Source organism: Paenibacillus sp. FSL K6-1096 (assembly GCF_037977055.1).
Classification (GTDB): domain Bacteria; phylum Bacillota; class Bacilli; order Paenibacillales; family Paenibacillaceae; genus Paenibacillus_AQ.
In genome coordinates this window covers 4,416,664-4,435,634 of record NZ_CP150274.1, presented here as the reverse complement: position 1 = coordinate 4,435,634, position 18,971 = coordinate 4,416,664, and the positions used below count along the sequence as shown (strand labels likewise).

Below are 18,971 nucleotides of genomic sequence, written 5' to 3'. Positions count from 1 at the left end.
TATTATTCTTCGTACAAACAAGTAGAAACGGCTTTGCCGTCCTTAGAAAAGGCGGTACCGTTTCTACAAGAAATTCAAGGCAGATTATGAAGGAAGCTTATGCTAAGAATAGTTGGCTTATTTGGCCGGAGCCTTGCCGATCCATTTCGTATAGATCGCATCGTACTCCCCGTTCGCCTTCAGTTCAGCCAGTGTATCATTAATCGCCTGGACTACATCAGTGTTGCCTTTCTGGACCGCGATGCCGTAAGGCTCATCGGTGAACGGCTTCCCGACCACCTCAAAGCCCGGGTCCTGTGAAGCCATTCCGTACAGGATAGCATCATCCGTAGTCAGCGCGTCCCCCTGGCCGGCCTTGAGTGCGCTGAAGGCGTCCTGATAGTTATCGAATTCCAGCACCGTTACACCCGGCACCTTCTCCTTAATATTCTTGATCGAGGTTGCCCCCTTGGAGCCAAGGATCTTCGTATCCTTCGTTACGCTCTCAAGACCTGTAATCGGGCTGCCCTTCTTCACCAGCAGCGACTGGCCGGCCTGGAAATAGACATCAGAGAAGTCGACTTCCTTCTTGCGCTCCTCCGTAATGGTCATGGTCGCCACCACCATGTCGATCTCGCCGTTATTCAGCATCGGAATACGTGTCTTGGAGGTAACCTCCTTCAGCTCAATGGCGTTCTCGTCTCCCAGAATCTTTTTGGCAATGGCCTTGGAAATATCGATGTCGAAGCCCTCCACGTTGCCCGTTGCCGGGTCCTTCAGGCCGAACAGCCGGGTATCGTATTTCACGCCTACAAGCAGCTTGCCGCGCTCCTTAATCTTGGCGATCGCCTTGGAATCCGTTGCCGCTCCTCCTGACGTGTTGCCCCCTGCCGTATTGCTCTCCTTGTTGTTCCCGCAGCCCGCAATCACCAGCATGGCCGCAATCAGCAGCGCCCCTGCCATTTTGAAGCTTCTCGACATCTTCATTTCGTTTTCCTCCCCTTACTCCTGTATATTTATATTGATTAGTGGCTTAACACCCGGCTGAGAAAAGTCCGCGTCCGCTCCTCCTTCGGGCTGGCGAAGAAGCTCTCCGGCTCCGCTTCTTCCACGATCTGCCCCTGATCCATGAAGATTACCCGGTCGGCCACCTCGCGGGCGAAGCCCATCTCATGGGTCACGACGACCATCGTCATTCCCTCGCGGGCCAAAGCGCGCATGACATCCAGCACTTCCCCGACCATCTCCGGGTCCAGCGCCGAGGTCGGCTCATCGAACAGCATAATCTTCGGCTTCATCGCCAGTCCCCGGGCAATGGCCACGCGCTGCTGCTGTCCGCCGGAGAGCTGTGACGGATACGAGGCGGCCTTGTCGGCAATCCCGACCTTCTCCAGATAATACATCGCCGTCTTCTCGGCCTCTGCCTTGCTCAGCCCCAGCACCTTGATGGGCGCAAGCGTGATATTGTCGATTACCTTTTTGTGCGGATACAGATTGAAGTGCTGGAAGACCATCCCGATCTCCTTGCGCAGGGTATTGATATCCGTCTTGCGGTCATTTACAGTTATACCATCCACGGTTAATCCGCCGCTGGTGATAGTCTCCAGACGGTTGATGCAGCGCAGCATGGTGCTTTTGCCCGAGCCGGATGGACCGACTACAACAACTACCTCCCCCTCTTCAACATGCAGATCAATGCCCTTCAGTACATGGAATTGTCCATAATGTTTGTCTACCTGATGAAAGTCGATCAACGGCTAGGCCTCCTTTGGTTCCCCGGTCTGTTTGTCAGCAATAGTAACACTTAAATCAAACCTTACTGTAGAGACTACCGAATCCTACACAATACTATGTAAAATTAAATTCTATAATGTTATTTTCTTTTAATTATGTGATGTATTTCATTTTCTTTTAGCACCTATTAACATCTTTTATCGATCCCTTGTGACTTTTTGTGACATTCCTCTCTTGATTAATGCCAAAATACACAAAAAAAGATGTCCTCAGCCCATCACGGCTTCTGACATCTTGTCCAGGCAATCTATTCAATTTACGCTCTAGAAGAATAGCTTGAAGATAATTCCCGCCAGCAAGGCGCTGATTGGAATGGTAATGAACCAGGTAATAACGATCCGTCCGGCCACTCCCCATTTCACGGCAGAGAAGCGTTTGGCTGAGCCTACCCCCAGGATGGAGGAGGTGATCGCATGGGTGGTACTTACTGGCAGATGCAGCAGCGTGGCCGAGAAAATAACCGAGGCCGCCGAAATATCCGCCGCGAAGCCGTTGATCGGCTCAATTTTGAAAATCTTCGTGCCCATCGTCTTAATGATCTTCCAGCCGCCGATTGACGTTCCGAGCGCCATCGATGTAGCTGCTGCGATCTTGACCCAGAGCGGAACCTCCATCGTATCCAGCCGTCCCGAGGTCACGAGGGCAAAGGTGATAATCCCCATCGCCTTCTGGGCGTCATTCGTACCATGGGTGAACGACTGCAGGGCCGCCGTAACGATCTGCATCGAACGGAATCCCTTATTGACCGTATGCGGACTGCGCTTCGCGAAGATCCACTTGAGGATCGTCATCACGATATAACCGACCACAAAGGCGATTAGCGGGGAGAACACCAGCCCCTCGACAATCTCAATGAAGCCGCCCCATTTAATATGCTCTGTTCCTGCTCCTACATAGACCGCACCGGCCAGAGCACCGATCAGCGCATGAGAGGAGGATGAGGGAATGCCCAGCCACCAGGTAACCAGATTCCAGATAATCGCCGCGATCAGCGTCGCTGATACAATGTCTATCCCGTTATTCAGCAGGGTCGGGTCGGTAATGCTTCCCCCGATCTTCTTCGCAACACCGGTGAACATTAACGCGCCGATAAAGTTCATGGACGCCGCCAGCATGATGGCTGTGCGCGGCTTCAGCGCCCGTGTCGAGACGGAGGTGGCAATTGCGTTGGCCGTGTCATGGAACCCGTTAATGAAGTCGAACGCCAGCGCAAGAAAGATAACTAAAGCGAGTACATATATCGATGTATCCATATCCCAGAGCCCCTTATGAATTGCGCATGATGATCGATTCCAGCATGTTGGCTACGTCTTCACATTTATCCGTGGTCGTCTCCAACCGCTCGTACAATTCCTTGCGCTTGATCAGTTCAATCGGGTCTTTCACAGTCTCGAACAGGGCTTTGGTACAGATACGCAGCACTTCATCCCCCTGGTTCTCCAGGTCATTCAGGCGAATGGTGTATTCGCGGATGGCCAGCAGCTTCTTCTGGGAGAGCAGGTGAACCGCCTTCTGGATCTCATACGCGCTCTGGCGGAGAATCTCAGCGAATTGAATGATATACTCATCAGCATCCAGCAGGTTATACATATAGAAGCGCGAGGCTGAAGCCTCCAGACCGTCAATGACATCGTCCATGCTGGTGATCAGATCCATGATGTCATCGCGCTCCAGCGGCGTGATAAACGTCTTGTTCAATTCCTTGATAACGGTGTGCGTGTAGGTATCGCATTGGGATTCGTATTTCTTCATCTCCCCGGCGAAGTTCTCCACATTGCCCTGAAGAGTCGAGATATTCTGAGCGAAGTAGTCGGCCGCCTGAACAATGGTGTCAGCCATATTTTCCAGCGTCTCAAAGAATATATCCTTTTTTCTCAACTTCATTAGCCTAAGACCCCTTTACATAAAATTGCCGTGAAAAAATGCAGTCATCCCATGTAAACCGCATGAAAATGAATGACAACCCTTGTTATCTTATCATATCGACCGAAGGGATAGAAGACAAAAACCGAACTTTTTCGCACTATACTAACAATTCCCCTGAATTGCGAAAATAATCATCTGAATGATGAATGGATTAACGGGGTCAGGTGGACGAAGGTACCGGCTCAATATTTATGTGGCTGCTGAAAGGCGGGCTGTTCGGCACAATCAGAATATGGGTAATTCCGGGAACCATCTTCGCCTCCTTGCCGTCTTCCTTCACGAACCGGATGATGTCTCCCGGACTGCGTGACCATTTGCCCGATACGGCAACCCCGCTCTGGAACAGCAGCGCCTTGCCGCCCAATTCGGTGTCCACCTGCAGCCGGCCGACATCATCCAGCACCTTATGGTCCGCCCCCATCACGATGACGTTCGCCGCCGCTACCGCATTTCCGTTGTTCAGATCCAGATGCGGCTTGCCGTTGACCTGGCGTTCGTACAAGCGTGTCTCGGCATTATATTGATAGCCCACGGTATAGCTCTTCAGCAGGAAGCTCACCTTGAAGTCCAGTGCAGCCTCGCCAACCGGCGGGACATCCCCTGGACCCTGGAACTGCAGTGCCGGAACCTCCACGCTCTCCGCGAAGCCCAGCTTCGCTGCGCCCTCCCGCAGCTTGTCCGCGTTGCTGTACAGATTATGCGGGGCCTTGCGCTCCTGGTCGCGCCAGAAATAAGCGCCGGCCCGGCCGATCTCGTCCATGTCATCCTTCTTCTGACGCTGGAGAATGGCGTAAGCGGCCGGACTGCCTCCGGCATGTACAGTAATGCCTCCGTAGCTCTCGCCGATATCGAGCAGGTACGGGCGGATGCTGCGGATCGGGCCGATCTTCACCACGCCGGTATGGCTCTGAAAGATCCCGATCAGCCGGGTAATGCCGCCCTCCGCCAGCACCTCAAACAAGATATCCGCTTCGCTGATCCCGGACTGCGGCCGGGCAGCCGGGGCATTATTGATCATGACGGCAAGCGGCCGGGGCAGGCTGCCCTCTTCAGCGGGAAGGCCGGTCAGACCGGATACCGCCTGGGGTGCAGGCGTCACCGTCGGGGTCGGCTGTGCCGTTTCCGTGGGCTCAGGTACTGTTGTAACTATAGGCGCTGCTGTAGGTGCAAACCTGGTGACAGCCTGCTGATTACCGCAGGCCGTGAGCAGCACAGCCGCAAGGACAAGAGCATATACAGGACGGGATACAGACCGGTTCATCGATATGGGCACGTTGTTCCTCCTCAATAGTATGGTCAGACTTGCTATCTTTCATTTAAGCACAGCAGGCAGAGTTTGTCTGCGGCGCACCTGCAATTGTCCACAAAAAAGGATACAGCCCTCACCGGCTGTATCCCGCATTCATCTGTGTATTAATCAACCATCCAGCAGTTCAGGCTTAAAGTCCCGTATTGATAGGCCTGTATCATCAGCTGTGCCCGCCTGCCCTCATCGGCCGCGCCCATCACATAGAAGAGCGGGATGAAATGCTCCTTGCCGTAAGCAGGCACGGCCTCCCTGACATACGGAGCCTTCTTCTCATAGGCAAACAGGGAGGGAAGATCCCAGGCCTGAAGCTTCTCCGCAATCCAGCGGTCGAAATCCTGCGCCCATTGCTCCGGCTGATCATCCTGCTTCAGCAGCCTGAGATTGTGCACCAGTCCTCCGCTGCCGATCAGGAGGATGCCTTCCCCGCGCAGCGGGGCCAGCAGCCGGCCGATGTTATATTGCTCTTCAGGCGAGCGGAGCGAATCCACCGATAACGCCACGACAGGAATATCCGCCTGCGGGAACATCTTGTTCAGGATTACCCAGACCCCATGGTCCAGGCCGCGGCCGAGCACCGGCTGATGGGCCAGATTGCCGTCCCTGAACAGTCCGGAGATCCGGCTGCTCAGCTCAGGATCGCCTGGCGCAGGGTAAGCCAGCTCATACATCTCCTCCGGGAAACCATAGAAATCATGCTGCGTTTCATGCTGTGCGTCCACCGTAATCAGCTGTTCGGGACTGTCCCAATGGGCCGAGAAGATTACAATGCCGCGGGGCTTCCCCAGATCAGAGCCGAGCCGCTGGAGGAACCGTGTGTAGTCGTTATCCTCAAGAGCCAGCATCGGAGAGCCGTGCGCAATAAAAAATGCCGGTAATTTCATAGGGTGAGAGCCTCCTTCCCAGTATGGTCTGCCCCTTTATTTTACAGCTAATTCCCGGCTATTGCGAGTACGGTACGAAGGCTATATCATCCAGTTCTGCCATTCCTCCTGCAGATGCTCCTGCTGATTCATCCACTCCCGCGTGCGCTTCAGCACCTGCTCCTGGGCCGGACCCGAGGAGAAGGTATGATCCGCCTGGAAAATAATCTCCTTGTCGCAGCGGCCCTCCGGCCGGGTCCAGAACAGCTTCTGGTAGAGGAACGCATAATCCACCGGGATGACATCATCGGAGGTTCCGTGAATGACCAGCACATCGCCGCTGAACTTCCCGGCCTCCTGGAACGGCTGGAAGGACGCCAGGGAGTTGAAGTACACGGGAGTAAAGGTATACCCGGCATAATCTGCCGAGCCGCTCTTCACCGACCGGTCGAAGGTGTCCCGTCCAACAATCTTAACGATATCGTTGAAGGGATAGCCGACGGCTGACCACAGCACAAGGTTCTTCACCCGACGGTCGCGGACGCCGGTTAAGAGCGCCACCGCTCCGCCCAGACTATGCCCGATCAGCGTCACACGCTGCGGGTCGATATCGGCTGAGCTGATGCCATAGTCCAGCACCGCACGGGTCTGCTGGATCATCGACTCCATATCCTCGCTGCCGTAATTGCCGCTGCTCTCCCCGCAGCCTGCATAATCGAAGCGGATGACCATATAACCGTCCTGCGCCAGCTCGCGGGCTGTCTTGACGAAGATGCGGTCCACACCGATCCGGCTGCCTACGAAGCCGTGGCAGATCACCGCCAGCGGCACGCGGTTCTTGCAGCGTCCGGTTCCCGCCCTGTCCGCAGCCGGATAATGTATGCTCGCTGTCAGTTCCTCTCCCTTATGCCGGATGATGATATTCCGTTCCATGGCCGTGTCCTCCCCTGAAGGCTTATATTTTAAATAATATAATTCCGATTAATTTAGTATGTTTAATTGCTTTTTATTATAGTCTCTGCTTTTATTTCTTGTCAATAAGCGCACACAAAGCGTAGACAAGAGAATAGGCCCCTTGCATACCCGCAGGAGCGCAAGAGGCCTGTTCCTAGTCTGTCCCGCTTCACTCAGTCATAGCTGTCGTGAAACATATCATGTGTCTCCTGCCGGCCTTCCCAGCCCTCCAGCCCGTTCTCCGGCTTTTGTCCGGCAGCCTCCCATAGGCTGTAGCCGTCGGAGTTCCCCCAATCGCCTACTCCATTCGTTGCGGCCGGGATCACACCGTCCTCAGCGGTACTCTGAACCTGCTCTTTCTCTTCTTCCATAACACTCCCTGCCTTTCCTCTGAGTGATAGTTGCTTAGGTGACCACCTCTTCAGTGTTTACTCTTCCAAAAGGATTATTCACGCGTTGTCCTTGCACACCGCTGGTGCACAAACGTATACTCTAGGTTAAAGACAGTCCTGATCACTCTATGCTGGAGGTATAGGTCCACACTATGAAAGTCAAAGCTATGATTAAGCAGAATAACCGGCTGCGGGAGCAGATGACGCCTGCAAACCGCTCCTATTACGAGGATATGATTCTGGCGATGCGCGCCAGTTCAGTAGAGGCTGTACGTGCAGAGAAGCTGCTGCTGGAGGCGGCGGAGCTGCTCTTGAAGGGACAAGCCAAGGGCAAGACAGCCCGGCAGATCTTCGGCGAGCACCCCGCCGACTATTTCCGGGAGGTAATGGACAGCAGCCCCCCGCGCACTCCGCGCAGCAGGCTGGCCAGCTCCCTGATGATCTCTATGGCGGCGCTGACGATTATGTTCGGCGCGATGGGGGCGGGCGGACTCCTGATGCAGTGGAGCGGCGGGCCTGCCGAGATCTTCGGCCAGCTCAGCATTTTCACTATTATTATTGTGGCCTTTGGTTCAGTTGTGCTGATTGAACTTATTATGAAATGGATGGCCTCCTTAGCCGAGGAGGACCGCCCGAAGCAGAGGAGCTTCGATATCCGGGGCTTGGGCATCTATATCGCGGTGGCGGTGGCCGCCATCTTCGCCGGTATGTTCCTCGACAATCTGTTTCCGGTCATCCATATCTCCCCGTGGGTCAGCCTGGCCCTTGCCCTGGCAGGCGGACTGGGGCTGAAATTACAATCCTTCCGATCCTAGAGACTGTTATTCCATATCCGTTCCACACAGGAGGAGACTTGAATGAAGAAGCATGTCGTTCTAACCGCAGCGCTGGCCTTGCTAATGGCCCTTCAGGCAGGTCCTGCCCTGGCAGCTCCGGCTGCCAAGGAGGGGACAACCGCCGCCAGCCATGCGGAGGCGGTGTATAAGGCCGCGCTGCCGCTGCTCTCCAGCGGGAATCTGCCCGCAACTCTGAATTTCATGCGGACCAAGCTCTATGCGGTAACTCCGTATCAGGCGACCGTGCTGACGCTGAAGCTGGAGAATCTGCATAAGGCCCTGCTCCCCTCCTGGGAGAAGAAGTTCAGCAGCAGCGATGTGCAGCGGAAGTTAATCTCTGTCTACCGCGGGGGCGTCAGCATGGAGAAGCTGGCTGAGAGCACGGAGAACCCGGCCCTGCGCGCCTTGCTGGAGAGCGCCGCCGCAAGCGGGTACAAGCTGGAGACGGCGGAGGGAAGCTTTTTCCCGGTGATTGATTATGCGGCTTACCGCAAGTATGCCAGCTATGTCACGGAGGATATCCGCAGTTATATTTCAATAATGGCAACCGAATCCGATCAGCCGGCCTCCAAGGACAACGGCCTTGTGATTGCCTGGGGAGAGGTGGCGGCCCGCGCGCTGGCCCAGGAGCGGTTCATCCAGAGCTATCCCAAATCCAACCGGGTACAGGCCGTCAAGGACCTGTATGCCCGCTATACCGGGAATACCTTCTACGGCCAGAACAACACGCCGCTCTTCCATTACGACAATCTGGAGATGGACCTGGAGGCACAGAAGGCTTATACCGCCCTTCTCTCCAAGGAGACTGGCGACAGCCCGTTCCTGAAGAAGCTCGACGGCTTCATGAAGCTGATGAAGAGCAATGGCTATCTGCTGGACGACGCGGCTGAAGAGTACCTGAAGACTGAGGTGCCCCAGCTCTGACGAACCGCCTAATCCACATAAGAAGACCCGTCCGCTTACCCGGACGGGTCTTCTTAATAATCTGACTATCAGATCAGCATATTGAACAGGTTGACATCCTTGTTGATCTCCACGTAGTCAACGCCCTTCTGCTGCAGCCGCTCAATCAGCGGGGCATAGGCCTCCGTAGACATCAGCTCAATGCCGACCAGCGCCGGGCCGTTCTCCTTCTCGTTCTTCTTCGTGTACTCGAACCGGGTAATATCATCATCCGGCCCGACCACCTCGGTCAGGAACTCCCTCAAGGCGCCCGCGCGCTGCGGGAAGTTAATCATGAAGTAATGCTTCAGACCCTCGTAGATCAGGGAACGCTCCTTGATCTCCTGCATCCGGTCGATGTCGTTGTTGCCGCCGCTGACGATGCAGACCACGCTTTTGCCGCGAATCTGATCCTTGTACATATCCAGCGCCGCAATCGGGAGCGAGCCCGCCGGCTCAACGACAATCGCATTCTCATTGTACAGCGCAAGAATCGTTGAGCAGGCCTTGCCCTCCGGCACCTTCACCACATCATCCAGCAGGTGCGAGCAGATATCGTAGGTCAGCCCGCCGACCCGCTTCACCGCTGCGCCGTCCACGAACTTGTTGATCTCCTTCAGCGTGACCACCTCGCCGCGCTCCATCGCCTCGCTCATTGATGCGGCTCCGGTAGGCTCTACGCCGATCACCTTGGTCGCCGGGTTAACCGTCTTGATATAGGTGGCCACCCCGGCAGCCAGTCCCCCGCCGCCGATTGTGACGAAGACGAAGTCCGCCGGCTTGTCCAGGCTCTCCATAACCTCCATGGCAATCGTACCGTTGCCCGCAATAATCCGCGGCTCATCGAACGGGTGAATCAGCGTCATGCTATGGTCAATACAGGCCTGCAGCGCTTCATCGTAGGCATCATCGAAGGTGTCTCCCTTCAGAATCACCTCAACGAATTCGCCGCCGAAGCGCCGGACCTGCTTAATCTTCTGGTTAGGTGTTGTGCTGGGCATGAACACCTTGCCCTTAATGCCGAGCGCCTTGCAGGAATAGGCTACCCCCTGGGCATGATTCCCTGCACTGGCACAGACAATGCCCTTGGACCGCTCCTCAGCGGACAGGCTGCGGATCATATTGTAAGCCCCGCGAATCTTGAAGGAGCGTACAATCTGCAGATCCTCACGCTTCAAATATACATTGCAGCCGTATTTGGCGGATAACACCGCATCCAGCTGCAGCGGCGTACGGACGATAACCTCCCGCAGCATATGATGTGCGCGAACAATATCTTCCATTCCTACGATCCGGTTTTCGCCTTCTCTCATCTTTTCCTCGCCTCACTGTCTCTTTCGTATCATTTGCTTCTTGTAACATACCCTTCCAGAGACATTTTTTCAACCCTTGTCCTCTCCACGCAATACACCATCCACTGTTCACGGAATCAGGCTAGACCTTGAACCTCGACACCGCCTCCAGCAGCTGCGCCGAGCTCCGCTTGATCCCCTCCATCTCGCCCACGATATGGCTGGACTTGGCAAAGATCTGCTCTGCCTCCGCTGCGATAAGCGCCGCCCCTTCCGCCCCTTCATTCGTGGCTGTGCCCGTCTCGCTGATCGCGGTCAGCATCGTCTGGATCGAAGCAAGCAGCTCCTCGGAGGTAGCGCTGAAGTCCGTTACCAGCTCATCGATATATCTCGCATCCTCGCTGTACCGCTCCCCGGTCTCCTGCATCGCATCATAATCCTTCAGCACCTGGCGGTCCATGAAGCCCAGCATATGCTCTGCGGCCCCAGCCAGGTTAGCCACCGCCTGCACCACCGCCCCGGTCACTCCCTGGATCTCAGCCACCGTCTCGCGTGAGTGGTCTGCCAGCCTGCGGATCTCTTCCGCCACCACAGCGAAGCCCCGGCCCGCCTCGCCCGCCCGGGCGGCTTCAATCGAAGCGTTCAGCGACAACAGGCTGGTCTGGGCGGCAATCTCCAGAATAGCATCCGACAGCGCCGTAATCTGCGAGATCGATCCCGACTGTTCGATCGCCTGGCGCAGCTTCGCTTCGCTCTGTCCGTAGACCGCTTCCGCCTGTCTGCGGGACTCCAGCGCGCGCTCCTTCAGCTGGCCGGCCCGCACGTTGATGGCCCCTGCTGCTTCAGCACCCTCCTGGGCCTTCACGGCAATCCCGTGAATGGCGTCTCCGAACTCTATTGTGCCGGCATTCATCTCCTCCATCGAAGCCGCTGTCTGCTGCAGCCCGGCCGACAGCTCTTCCGTAATGCCCGATATATCCGTAATGCTGCCATCCAGCCCGGATACATTCTGCTCTGTATTCGCCACCGCCCCGGAGATGCTCTGCGAGTTGCGCATGATCTCCTGAATGAGCGCCTGCTGCGAGGCAACCATATCGTTGAAGCCTTCCGCCAGCACGCCGATCTCCCCTTTGGCAGTCACCTCCGCTCTTACCGACAGGTCGCCGTTCTTCGCTTGCCGGAAGGCAGCGGTCAGCAGCGGAATCTGCTTCAGAATGCTGCCCGAGACGACATACAGCAGAACAGACAGCACGGCTATAGAAGCGAGAATGGAGAGCATGAAGATCAGCTCGAAGCGCTTCAATTCCCGCTCGGCGTGCTGCTGCGGCACGATCAGCGCTACAGACCACTGATTAGCCACAGCAGGAGAATACGATACATAGCTGTCCTCTCCGTCAATCTTCGTCTGGATGACATTCGAGCCCCACTGCACCATCGTATCGCCGACTGCCTTCCAGTCCCCGCCAAGATCAGCTGTTTTTTTGAGCAGAATATTATCCGGATTAGGGTGGTAGATGAAGGTGCCCGCCTTGTCAATCAATACGGCATATCCGCTGCCCTTGTAGTTGAATGCACCCAGCGCCTCAGTAATCTGTTCGGTGGAGATATCGGCCCCCGCCACCCCGAGCAGCCTGCCGTCATCATCCAGAATAGGTGCGGTGACACTGACGACCATTTTGCCCGAGCCGGCATCAATATAAGGATCTGTTATCGTAAGCCGCTTGTTAGCTGCCGTAACGGCATACCAGCTTCGCTCCTTCAGCACATAATCGGCCGGCGGCTCGAATTCATCCTGGGTGATCACCTTGTTCGCGGCGTCCAGCCCTATGTATACGTTCAGCAGATTCTTATTGCTGTCCTTGACCAGCTTCAGCGTACGGATCAGCTCACTGTATCCGCCGGCCGTCTTCACCGTCTGCGCATCATCCGCCCGGGTGATGAAGTCCCGGATATAGGCGTTGGCATTCAGCAGCTCCACACTGTCCGCCGCAGGCTGCAGCAGCTCGCCCACCTTCACGCTGATCGCGTTTTTCTCATACGTGAGTGAGTTCTTCAGCCCATCGGTAATCATCTGCTTGGCATTGTTATAGATCACTACAGATACCATTACAAAAATAACAACAACCGCAACTATCACGGACAGAAACAGCTTGCCGCGAATCCCCATATTGCGGAGTGAGGCAATAAGCCCCCTCTCCCTGACCTTTTTGCTTTTCCCCTGTGCCATAGGTCCTCCCACCTTCCATGTATAAAGACTCAGGTCAGCCCCGAATCTTCTCTGTCTTTTCGACTTATTTCTGCAAAAATTCCCTTTATCCCTTTACCGTTTCGCCGCAAGCTGTGAAAGAACTGTGTCTATGTCAGGTATTTTCTCATAATTATCGTGTCGAATCCCTCGATTCGCCGTATTTCAGTTAGTTCATGTCAGGTTATGTGCACAAAAAATACTCCCCTCTATCTGCGGTATTCCACAAATAAAAGGGAGTATGGGAAGAGGCGCAGTCCTACTGCTCCAGCAGCTCCTGAAACCACTTCAGGTTCAGCTCATGATGCGCTCTGACATTATTCATCATCGACTTGGCCGTATCGTAGATCCGGTCTTGCTTGGCCTCCAGCGCATGGTCGATCTCGGCAATCTTACGCCGTGTCTGCTCCATCTGTATGGCTACAGCCGCCTTGAATTCCCCGGGATCATACTGATGGGCGAACAGCGTAGTCATATAAAAAGCTAACGTAATATCGTCCGTCTGCAGCGAATATTTGGCCATCAGCGCTTTGAAATGCTCGTCGCCCTGCGGTGTAATCTCGTAGATGTATTGCTCGGGATAGTTGTTGACACTAACGACCTCAACCAGCCGCACCAAGCCTTCGCCCGCCAGCTTCTGGAGGTTGTAATACAGCGAGCCCTTCGTCATATGAACCAGATACCTGTAATCCCGTTCCTTGAAGACACTCAGCAATTCGTATGCGCTGGATTGCCCGCAGTCCTTCAGCAAGCCCAGTATAAGTAAGGGTATGATAGTGAATTCCTCTTTCTGTATTTATTGAAAATCACCGAGATGCTCCGCGATCCATTCTCTGAACGTATAGGGCTCCCGGCCAAGAATCGTCTGCACCGTGTCCGTCACGGCGAGCTTATGCTTCAGGGTATACTCCCAGTCCTGGACTCTCAGGGTAATGTACTCTTCAGCAATGTACTTGCTCATATAAGAACGGAAGTCTGCGATGGTCTGCTCTTCCAGGACAAGTGATTGTCCCAGCTGCTTAGCGATTTCCGTCAAAATGTTCCGCTGGCTAAGAATATTCGCCCCGGTAAGCGTCAAGATCTGCCCGGAGAATCGGTCGAAATCCGCTACAACCTCACTGATAACCCCGGCAATATCCTCTTCATGTACGCTCGCCAGCTTAGCCTCCAGAGCCGGTAACCGGATCGTCCCCTTATTGTATCTAAAAAGGTCCCTCCAGTAAATGGTATTGTGCATGAACGCCTCGGCGCGGATAAACACATACTGAAAGCCATACGCCTGAATCTGGTCCTCCACCTTCTTATGTTTGATCGCATTCTCGTTGTAACCGGCGTCCGAGCGGTTGATCGAGGCTGAGGACAGGAACACGATGTTCCGCACACCGCTCACCCGGGCTGCCTGCAGAATCTCTTCAGCATCATCCAGCAGGATCAGGAACAAGGTCTTAACGCCCCGCAGACTGTCTGCCCAGGCGCTGCAATCCTTGATATCCCCGGTGACGATGGTCATGTGTTCTGTCTGCTCACTCATCAGCTTCTCAGGTGTGCGGGTGAGCGCTTTGAAGCGTACTTCCTTCTGCTTGAGGTAATGTACAACCCGGCTTCCGACGGTTCCAGTTGCTCCCGTAATAAATAACATGGCGAGGACCTCTTTTCTGAAAAATTAGTCTAATTAGACTACACCTCATAATATAGTCTAATTAGACTAGAATGGCAAGGGGTACACAAAAGAACACAGCCCCGCAGGACTGTGTTCATAATTCCTTATATGATTCCTATTGCTTCAGCATCCACTTCAGCAGCTCGGGCAGGCTCGCCCACAGCCGGGAGTGCATGATGACATATTCAATCGCTTCATTGGAGTCGCCCATGCCGACAAAATCAGGGAGATTATGCGGCAGCCGCTTCACGCCGAGCAGATAGTCAGGCACATGCTTGTTCACTCCGCGGGCAACCCGGTAGAGCATCTTCAGCTGGGAGGTGATACCGTTCTGCTTGAACTCCAGCACGATCCGGTCATACGCGAAGGCTGCGGAGGCATCGTCTTTGCCGTATTGCTTAATGATCCGCTGCGCTTCCTGCAGCTGATCACTGTACAGATAGGCCGCGGTCAGCAAATAACGGGCCCCGGTAGCGTCATCCGGGTTCAGCTCCAGAATATGCTCCAGCATCTCTGCCGCTTCCTCCGCATTGCCGCCGAACCAGCAGGATTCCGCATAGCTCTGGCAGACTCTGAGATACGACCGGGTCTCATGAAGGCCCCAGAAGTGCCCTTTATGCTTCGTAAAATAGAGCTCGCCCAGCTCCCGTCTGCCTGCGGCGATTCCCGCTTTGAGCAGCTCCCGGGCCTCCGTCTCGTTCTCCGATTCCTCAGCGAGAATCAGGTAGGCATCCGGGCTGTCCGGATACAGCTCCAGCGCCGCTTGGGCCAGCTGGATGCGGCGCTTGGCCGAGGAGGTCTCCATCGCCTTATACAGAAGGGCCTGCGCCTTCTCCTGCGGAGTGCCCGGACCGTTCAGCTCTGTGAGATCATCCGCTTCTCCGCCCATTCCATACTCTTCGACGTAATTATAGAATTCCTTCACCTTGCGGGAGATGGTGGCTGTCGTCACGCTGTACCGCTCGGCCAACTCAGCCTGGGACTGCATGAAGCCGTATTCCTCAGACAGCAGATATTCAATCGCAGCACAGAAGGAGCCGGTCTTCTTCACGGCAGGCTTGGTTGTGCGTGAGAATCCGTTCCACAGCATCAGCGCCTCCAGGATCAGCTCCCGGTCGTACAGCGGCTTCATGCTCTCAATCAGCTCCAGTGCCAGCTGTTCATGGGACGGATGCTCCCACTTCAGCTCACGGGTGACCATCTTCTTCAGCTTGGGCAGCGTAAGCTTGCCCCCGGCAGGGGCCGCAGCCTGTGGAGCCGGCTGTTCCTGCTGAATCTCCCCGATGATCACCTCCTGCGCGGCCGCATCCTCTGCGGTCACCAGCCGCAGGATGGACTGGGCTGCCGCTCTGTCCTTCTCCAGGCAGCACTTCTTATATTTGTTCCCGCTTCCGCACGGGCATAAGTCATTTCTTCCGACCTTGCTCACAACCAATTCCCCCTTAAATCTGCAGCTACATAAGATGAACTTAACAATGGCGCTCCATATATAACATTCTTAAGTTCACGTTCTACAACCATCCGTATTAGCTTCGCTGTTATCCTATAATTATAACATTTCCCGGCACGGGGTTTTCTATTATCCCCTTGTCTGCAAGAAATAGATGCTCCAGCAAACTGTTAAAAAAGGCCTTTCCATGAAAGGAAAGACCCTTTATCTGTATATATCCGTACATTTTCCCCCGTACGAGTTGTATTATAGCACTTCTCCTACTACTTGTCAGTCCTTTTTTTAGGACTTTCTCCTCAGACCAGGGCCTTCATTGCTATATCACTGCGGTTCTGCTTGCCGGCAAAAGTAATCCGCTCCGCACCGGCATAGGCCGCTGCACGCGCTTCGGCAATGCTGGCCCCTCTGCCTACCACACCAAGCACCCGGCCGCCGCTGGTCAACCAGCTTCCGTCCTCGCCGCGTGCCGTTCCGGCGTGGAAGACCAATGCTGTGCCTTGCTCCTCAAGCCCGCTAATCGGCACACCCTTCGGATAAGGTCCCGGATATCCCCCGGAAGCGAGGATTACGCACACTGCCGCTTCCTCGCTCCACTCGATCGGGATCTCGGCAAGTCTGCCTTCGGTTACCGCGAGGAATATCTCCAGCAAATCGCTGCGGAGACGGGGCAGAACCACCTGGGTCTCCGGGTCCCCGAAGCGGGCATTGAATTCAATCGTCTTCGGCTTGCCGTCCGGCGAGATCATCAGCCCGGCGAACAGCACGCCCCGGAAGGGACGCCCTTCCGCCACCATAGCCTTGGCTGTCGGCTCGATAATCGTCTCCACGGCTTCGCGGATTACCGACTCCGCAATATGCGGGAGCGGGGAATAGGTCCCCATGCCTCCCGTATTGGGTCCTTTATCGCCGTCGAATACCGGCTTATGGTCCTGGGCGGCCGCCATCGGCCGCACCGTTTCGCCGTCGACAAACGCAAGAATCGACATTTCCTGCCCGGCCAGGAATTCCTCAATGACGACCTGTGCCCCGGCTTCGCCGAACACCTTGTCGACCATAATCTCCTGCAGGGCCTGCTCCGCTTCCTCCCGGGTGTAAGCCACGGTTACCCCTTTGCCTGCGGCCAGCCCGTCCGCCTTGATGACAATCGGCACTTCCCGGCTCCGCAGGTAAGCCAGCGCCGAATCGTAGTCGCTGAACTTCTCGTAGGCCGCTGTCGGAATGCTGTATTTGTGCAGCAGGTCCTTCATGAAGGTCTTGCTGCCCTCGATCTCAGCGGCATTCTTGCGCGGGCCGAACACCGGGATACCCTGAGCTTCAAAAGCATCCACAATCCCCGCCGCCAGCGGATCATCCGGTCCGATGACAACCAGGCCAACCTCGCGTTCCTTGGCGAAGGCGGTCAGCTTGTCGAACTCGAAGACACCGATCGGCACACATTCGGCAAGCTGGGCAATTCCGGCGTTACCGGGTGCGCAGTAGATCTTGCCTGCCTTGGGGCTGCGGGCCAAGCTCCAGATGATCGCATGCTCGCGGCCGCCGCCGCCGACTACTAAAATATCCATGATTGTGCCCCTCCCCGCGTGCTAGTGTTTGAAATGCCGGACGCCGGTGAACACCATGGCAATGCCGTATTCATTGGCCACCTTGATCGATTCCTCATCCTTAATGGAGCCGCCCGGCTGAATCACAGCTGTAATTCCGGCCTTAGCGGCCATTTCCAGCGTGTCGCCCATCGGGAAGAAGGCGTCGGAGGCCAGTACAGCGCCCTTGGCCTTATCTCCAGCCTGTTCAATCGCAATTTTGGCCGCACCCACACGGTTCATCTGGCCTGCCCCTACGCCAACCGTCATATCATCGGCCGCTAGTACAATCGCATTGGACTTCACATGCTTCACGACCTTCCAGCCGAACAGCAGCTGCTTCAGCTCTTCTTCGGTTGGCTTGCGGTCTGTTACGACTTGCAAGTCGTCAGAATTCACCGAGTGCACATCGCTCTCCTGGACAACCATGCCCCCGTCAATGGAGGTGACAACGAAGCTGCTCTTGCGCGAAGCGGCTGTGCTGAGTTGTCCCAGCTTAAGCAGGCGGATGTTCTTTTTCTTCGTCAGAATGTCCAGCGCTTCCTCAGTGAAGCCCGGAGCCAGGATAATTTCCAGGAAAATATCCTTCAGCAGATTAGCCGTATCCGCATCAATAATCCGGTTGGCCGCGACAATGCCGCCGAAGATGGAGGTAGGGTCGGCATTGTAAGCTTTTTGATATGCTTCATAGACACTTGTTCCCACGCCTACTCCGCAAGGATTCATATGCTTCACCGCCACGACGGCCGGCTCTTCAAATTCCTTGACGATCTGAAGCGCAGCATTCGCGTCGTTGATGTTATTGTAGGACAGCTCTTTGCCGTGAAGCTGCTCGGCAGCGGTAAGCGTATCCTGCGCGGCCAGCGGCTTGCGGTAGAAGGCAGCCTTCTGGTGCGGGTTCTCCCCGTAACGCAGATCCTGGATTTTCTCGTAAGTAACGGTATAACGCTCCGGCAGCGGTTCGCCGGTGACATTCGCCAGATAATCGGCGATCAGGGCGTCGTAAGCCGCCGTATGGCGGAAGACTTTGGCCGCAAGACGTTTGCGGGTTGCAAGGGTCGTATCTCCACCGGCACGCACTTCTTCAAGCACATTCGCATAGTCGGCCGCATCCACCACCACACTGACAAAAGCATGGTTCTTCGCCGCCGAACGCAGCATTGTCGGTCCGCCGATATCGATGTTCTCAATCGCTTCCTCATACGATACATCCGGCTTGGCAATCGTCTCCGCGAACGGATACAGATTCACCACGACAAGGTCGATGTAGCCAAGACCAAGCTCCTCCATCTGACGGGTATGCTCCTCGTTGTCACGGACTGCCAGCAGGCCACTGTGGACGGCGGGATGCAGCGTTTTGACGCGTCCGTCCATGATTTCAGGGAAGCCGGTCACATCGGAAATGCCGATGACCGGAACGCCTTCCTTCGCCAGAAGGGTGCTGGTGCCTCCGGTGGAGATGATTTCTACGCCTAGTGCAGACAATTCGCGGCAAAAATCCACGATGCCCTGTTTGTCCGATACGCTGACCAGCGCTCTTTTGATACTCACTTTGAATAGTCCTCCTCTGGATTCACGCTAGATTGTTGGAGCTAAATGATCATCCGTCAGGCGGCTGATTCCGCACCTGATGGTTAAACTTCGACAGTTTACAGCCTATGTGCAGTATTTCCCGAGAAATATCAGAATCCGCCCGGGCTGGACTGACATCACCAGAAATAAACCGGATTTTCGTCAAAATTTCCAGCGGAC

At 55.3% G+C, this 18,971-nt stretch carries 17 protein-coding genes; 2 read left to right on the top strand and 15 right to left on the bottom strand.

Translation table 11 applies throughout. The features are described from left to right. Positions 1–117: 117 nt before the first annotated feature. The 8 genes from MHI24_RS19720 to MHI24_RS19685 all read right to left on the bottom strand — a co-directional run bounded on the left by MHI24_RS19720 (position 118) and on the right by MHI24_RS19685 (position 7,193). Positions 118–960, bottom strand: coding sequence for a glutamate ABC transporter substrate-binding protein (locus tag MHI24_RS19720; RefSeq protein ID WP_340026738.1), 843 nt, complete (start codon positions 958–960; stop codon positions 118–120). Positions 961–1,004: 44 nt separating this feature from the next. Continuing rightward, entirely contained in the window at positions 1,005–1,733 is a 729-nt protein-coding gene (locus tag MHI24_RS19715; RefSeq protein WP_340021221.1) for an amino acid ABC transporter ATP-binding protein, read from the bottom strand. 303 nt (positions 1,734–2,036) lie between these two features. Continuing rightward, positions 2,037–3,026 carry an inorganic phosphate transporter gene (locus MHI24_RS19710; protein WP_340021220.1) on the bottom strand — a complete coding sequence of 330 codons (990 nt, stop codon included), beginning with the start codon at positions 3,024–3,026 and terminating at the stop codon, positions 2,037–2,039. A 13-nt stretch (positions 3,027–3,039) separates the two neighbouring features. After that, on the bottom strand, positions 3,040–3,657 hold the full coding sequence (locus MHI24_RS19705) for a DUF47 family protein (RefSeq protein WP_238653900.1): 618 nt from the start codon (positions 3,655–3,657) through the stop codon (positions 3,040–3,042). Between the two features lie 202 nt (positions 3,658–3,859). Beyond that, positions 3,860–4,972: a DUF3048 domain-containing protein gene (locus MHI24_RS19700; RefSeq protein ID WP_340021219.1), complete on the bottom strand. Its 1,113-nt coding sequence runs from the start codon at positions 4,970–4,972 to the stop codon at positions 3,860–3,862. A gap of 140 nt (positions 4,973–5,112) precedes the next feature. Then, the gene (locus MHI24_RS19695) at positions 5,113–5,889 is read right to left on the bottom strand and encodes a class III extradiol ring-cleavage dioxygenase (protein WP_340021218.1); all 777 of its coding nucleotides are present in this window, start codon (positions 5,887–5,889) and stop codon (positions 5,113–5,115) included. A gap of 81 nt (positions 5,890–5,970) precedes the next feature. Further along, complete coding sequence (locus MHI24_RS19690) at positions 5,971–6,801, bottom strand: alpha/beta fold hydrolase (RefSeq protein WP_340021217.1); 831 nt, start codon at positions 6,799–6,801, stop codon at positions 5,971–5,973. A gap of 194 nt (positions 6,802–6,995) precedes the next feature. After that, entirely contained in the window at positions 6,996–7,193 is a 198-nt protein-coding gene (locus tag MHI24_RS19685; RefSeq protein WP_340021215.1) for a hypothetical protein, read from the bottom strand. A gap of 173 nt (positions 7,194–7,366) precedes the next feature. On the opposite strand from MHI24_RS19685, the gene MHI24_RS19680 reads away from it, so the two are divergent. Then, the gene (locus MHI24_RS19680) at positions 7,367–8,029 is read left to right on the top strand and encodes a DUF1129 family protein (protein ID WP_340021214.1); all 663 of its coding nucleotides are present in this window, start codon (positions 7,367–7,369) and stop codon (positions 8,027–8,029) included. 42 nt (positions 8,030–8,071) lie between these two features. Then, positions 8,072–8,974 carry a hypothetical protein gene (locus tag MHI24_RS19675; protein ID WP_340021213.1) on the top strand — a complete coding sequence of 301 codons (903 nt, stop codon included), beginning with the start codon at positions 8,072–8,074 and terminating at the stop codon, positions 8,972–8,974. 68 nt (positions 8,975–9,042) lie between these two features. Here the strand turns inward: MHI24_RS19675 and ilvA are convergent, their stop codons facing one another. The 7 genes from ilvA to purH form a co-directional block, all read right to left on the bottom strand. Next, on the bottom strand, positions 9,043–10,305 hold the full coding sequence (gene ilvA, locus MHI24_RS19670) for a threonine ammonia-lyase IlvA (protein ID WP_340021212.1): 1,263 nt from the start codon (positions 10,303–10,305) through the stop codon (positions 9,043–9,045). 121 nt (positions 10,306–10,426) lie between these two features. Continuing rightward, on the bottom strand, positions 10,427–12,511 hold the full coding sequence (locus tag MHI24_RS19665; RefSeq protein ID WP_340021211.1) for a methyl-accepting chemotaxis protein: 2,085 nt from the start codon (positions 12,509–12,511) through the stop codon (positions 10,427–10,429). 277 nt (positions 12,512–12,788) lie between these two features. Next, entirely contained in the window at positions 12,789–13,244 is a 456-nt protein-coding gene (locus MHI24_RS19660; protein ID WP_340021210.1) for a PadR family transcriptional regulator, read from the bottom strand. An 81-nt stretch (positions 13,245–13,325) separates the two neighbouring features. Next, positions 13,326–14,168 (bottom strand): NmrA family NAD(P)-binding protein, encoded by an 843-nt coding sequence (locus tag MHI24_RS19655; RefSeq protein WP_340021209.1) that lies wholly within the window; start codon positions 14,166–14,168, stop codon positions 13,326–13,328. A gap of 136 nt (positions 14,169–14,304) precedes the next feature. Then, the gene (locus MHI24_RS19650) at positions 14,305–15,618 is read right to left on the bottom strand and encodes an SEC-C metal-binding domain-containing protein (protein WP_340021208.1); all 1,314 of its coding nucleotides are present in this window, start codon (positions 15,616–15,618) and stop codon (positions 14,305–14,307) included. A 317-nt stretch (positions 15,619–15,935) separates the two neighbouring features. Beyond that, complete coding sequence (purD, locus tag MHI24_RS19645; RefSeq protein ID WP_340021207.1) at positions 15,936–17,201, bottom strand: phosphoribosylamine--glycine ligase; 1,266 nt, start codon at positions 17,199–17,201, stop codon at positions 15,936–15,938. Between the two features lie 21 nt (positions 17,202–17,222). After that, entirely contained in the window at positions 17,223–18,770 is a 1,548-nt protein-coding gene (gene purH, locus MHI24_RS19640; protein WP_340021206.1) for a bifunctional phosphoribosylaminoimidazolecarboxamide formyltransferase/IMP cyclohydrolase, read from the bottom strand. Positions 18,771–18,971: the final 201 nt, after the last annotated feature.

Bases quoted from the DNA above. Each gene is read 5' to 3' on its own strand.
- MHI24_RS19720 (WP_340026738.1), bottom strand. From the start codon at position 960: ATGTCGAGAAGCTTCAAAATGGCAGGGGCGCTGCTGATTGCGGCCATG.
- MHI24_RS19710 (WP_340021220.1), bottom strand. From the start codon at position 3,026: ATGGATACATCGATATATGTACTCGCTTTAGTTATCTTTCTTGCGCTG.
- MHI24_RS19705 (WP_238653900.1), bottom strand. From the start codon at position 3,657: ATGAAGTTGAGAAAAAAGGATATATTCTTTGAGACGCTGGAAAATATG.
- MHI24_RS19695 (WP_340021218.1), bottom strand. From the start codon at position 5,889: ATGAAATTACCGGCATTTTTTATTGCGCACGGCTCTCCGATGCTGGCT.
- MHI24_RS19690 (WP_340021217.1), bottom strand. From the start codon at position 6,801: ATGGAACGGAATATCATCATCCGGCATAAGGGAGAGGAACTGACAGCG.
- MHI24_RS19685 (WP_340021215.1), bottom strand. From the start codon at position 7,193: ATGGAAGAAGAGAAAGAGCAGGTTCAGAGTACCGCTGAGGACGGTGTG.
- MHI24_RS19680 (WP_340021214.1), top strand. From the start codon at position 7,367: ATGAAAGTCAAAGCTATGATTAAGCAGAATAACCGGCTGCGGGAGCAG.
- MHI24_RS19675 (WP_340021213.1), top strand. From the start codon at position 8,072: ATGAAGAAGCATGTCGTTCTAACCGCAGCGCTGGCCTTGCTAATGGCC.
- ilvA (WP_340021212.1), bottom strand. From the start codon at position 10,305: ATGAGAGAAGGCGAAAACCGGATCGTAGGAATGGAAGATATTGTTCGC.
- MHI24_RS19665 (WP_340021211.1), bottom strand. From the start codon at position 12,511: ATGGCACAGGGGAAAAGCAAAAAGGTCAGGGAGAGGGGGCTTATTGCC.
- MHI24_RS19655 (WP_340021209.1), bottom strand. From the start codon at position 14,168: ATGTTATTTATTACGGGAGCAACTGGAACCGTCGGAAGCCGGGTTGTA.
- purD (WP_340021207.1), bottom strand. From the start codon at position 17,201: ATGGATATTTTAGTAGTCGGCGGCGGCGGCCGCGAGCATGCGATCATC.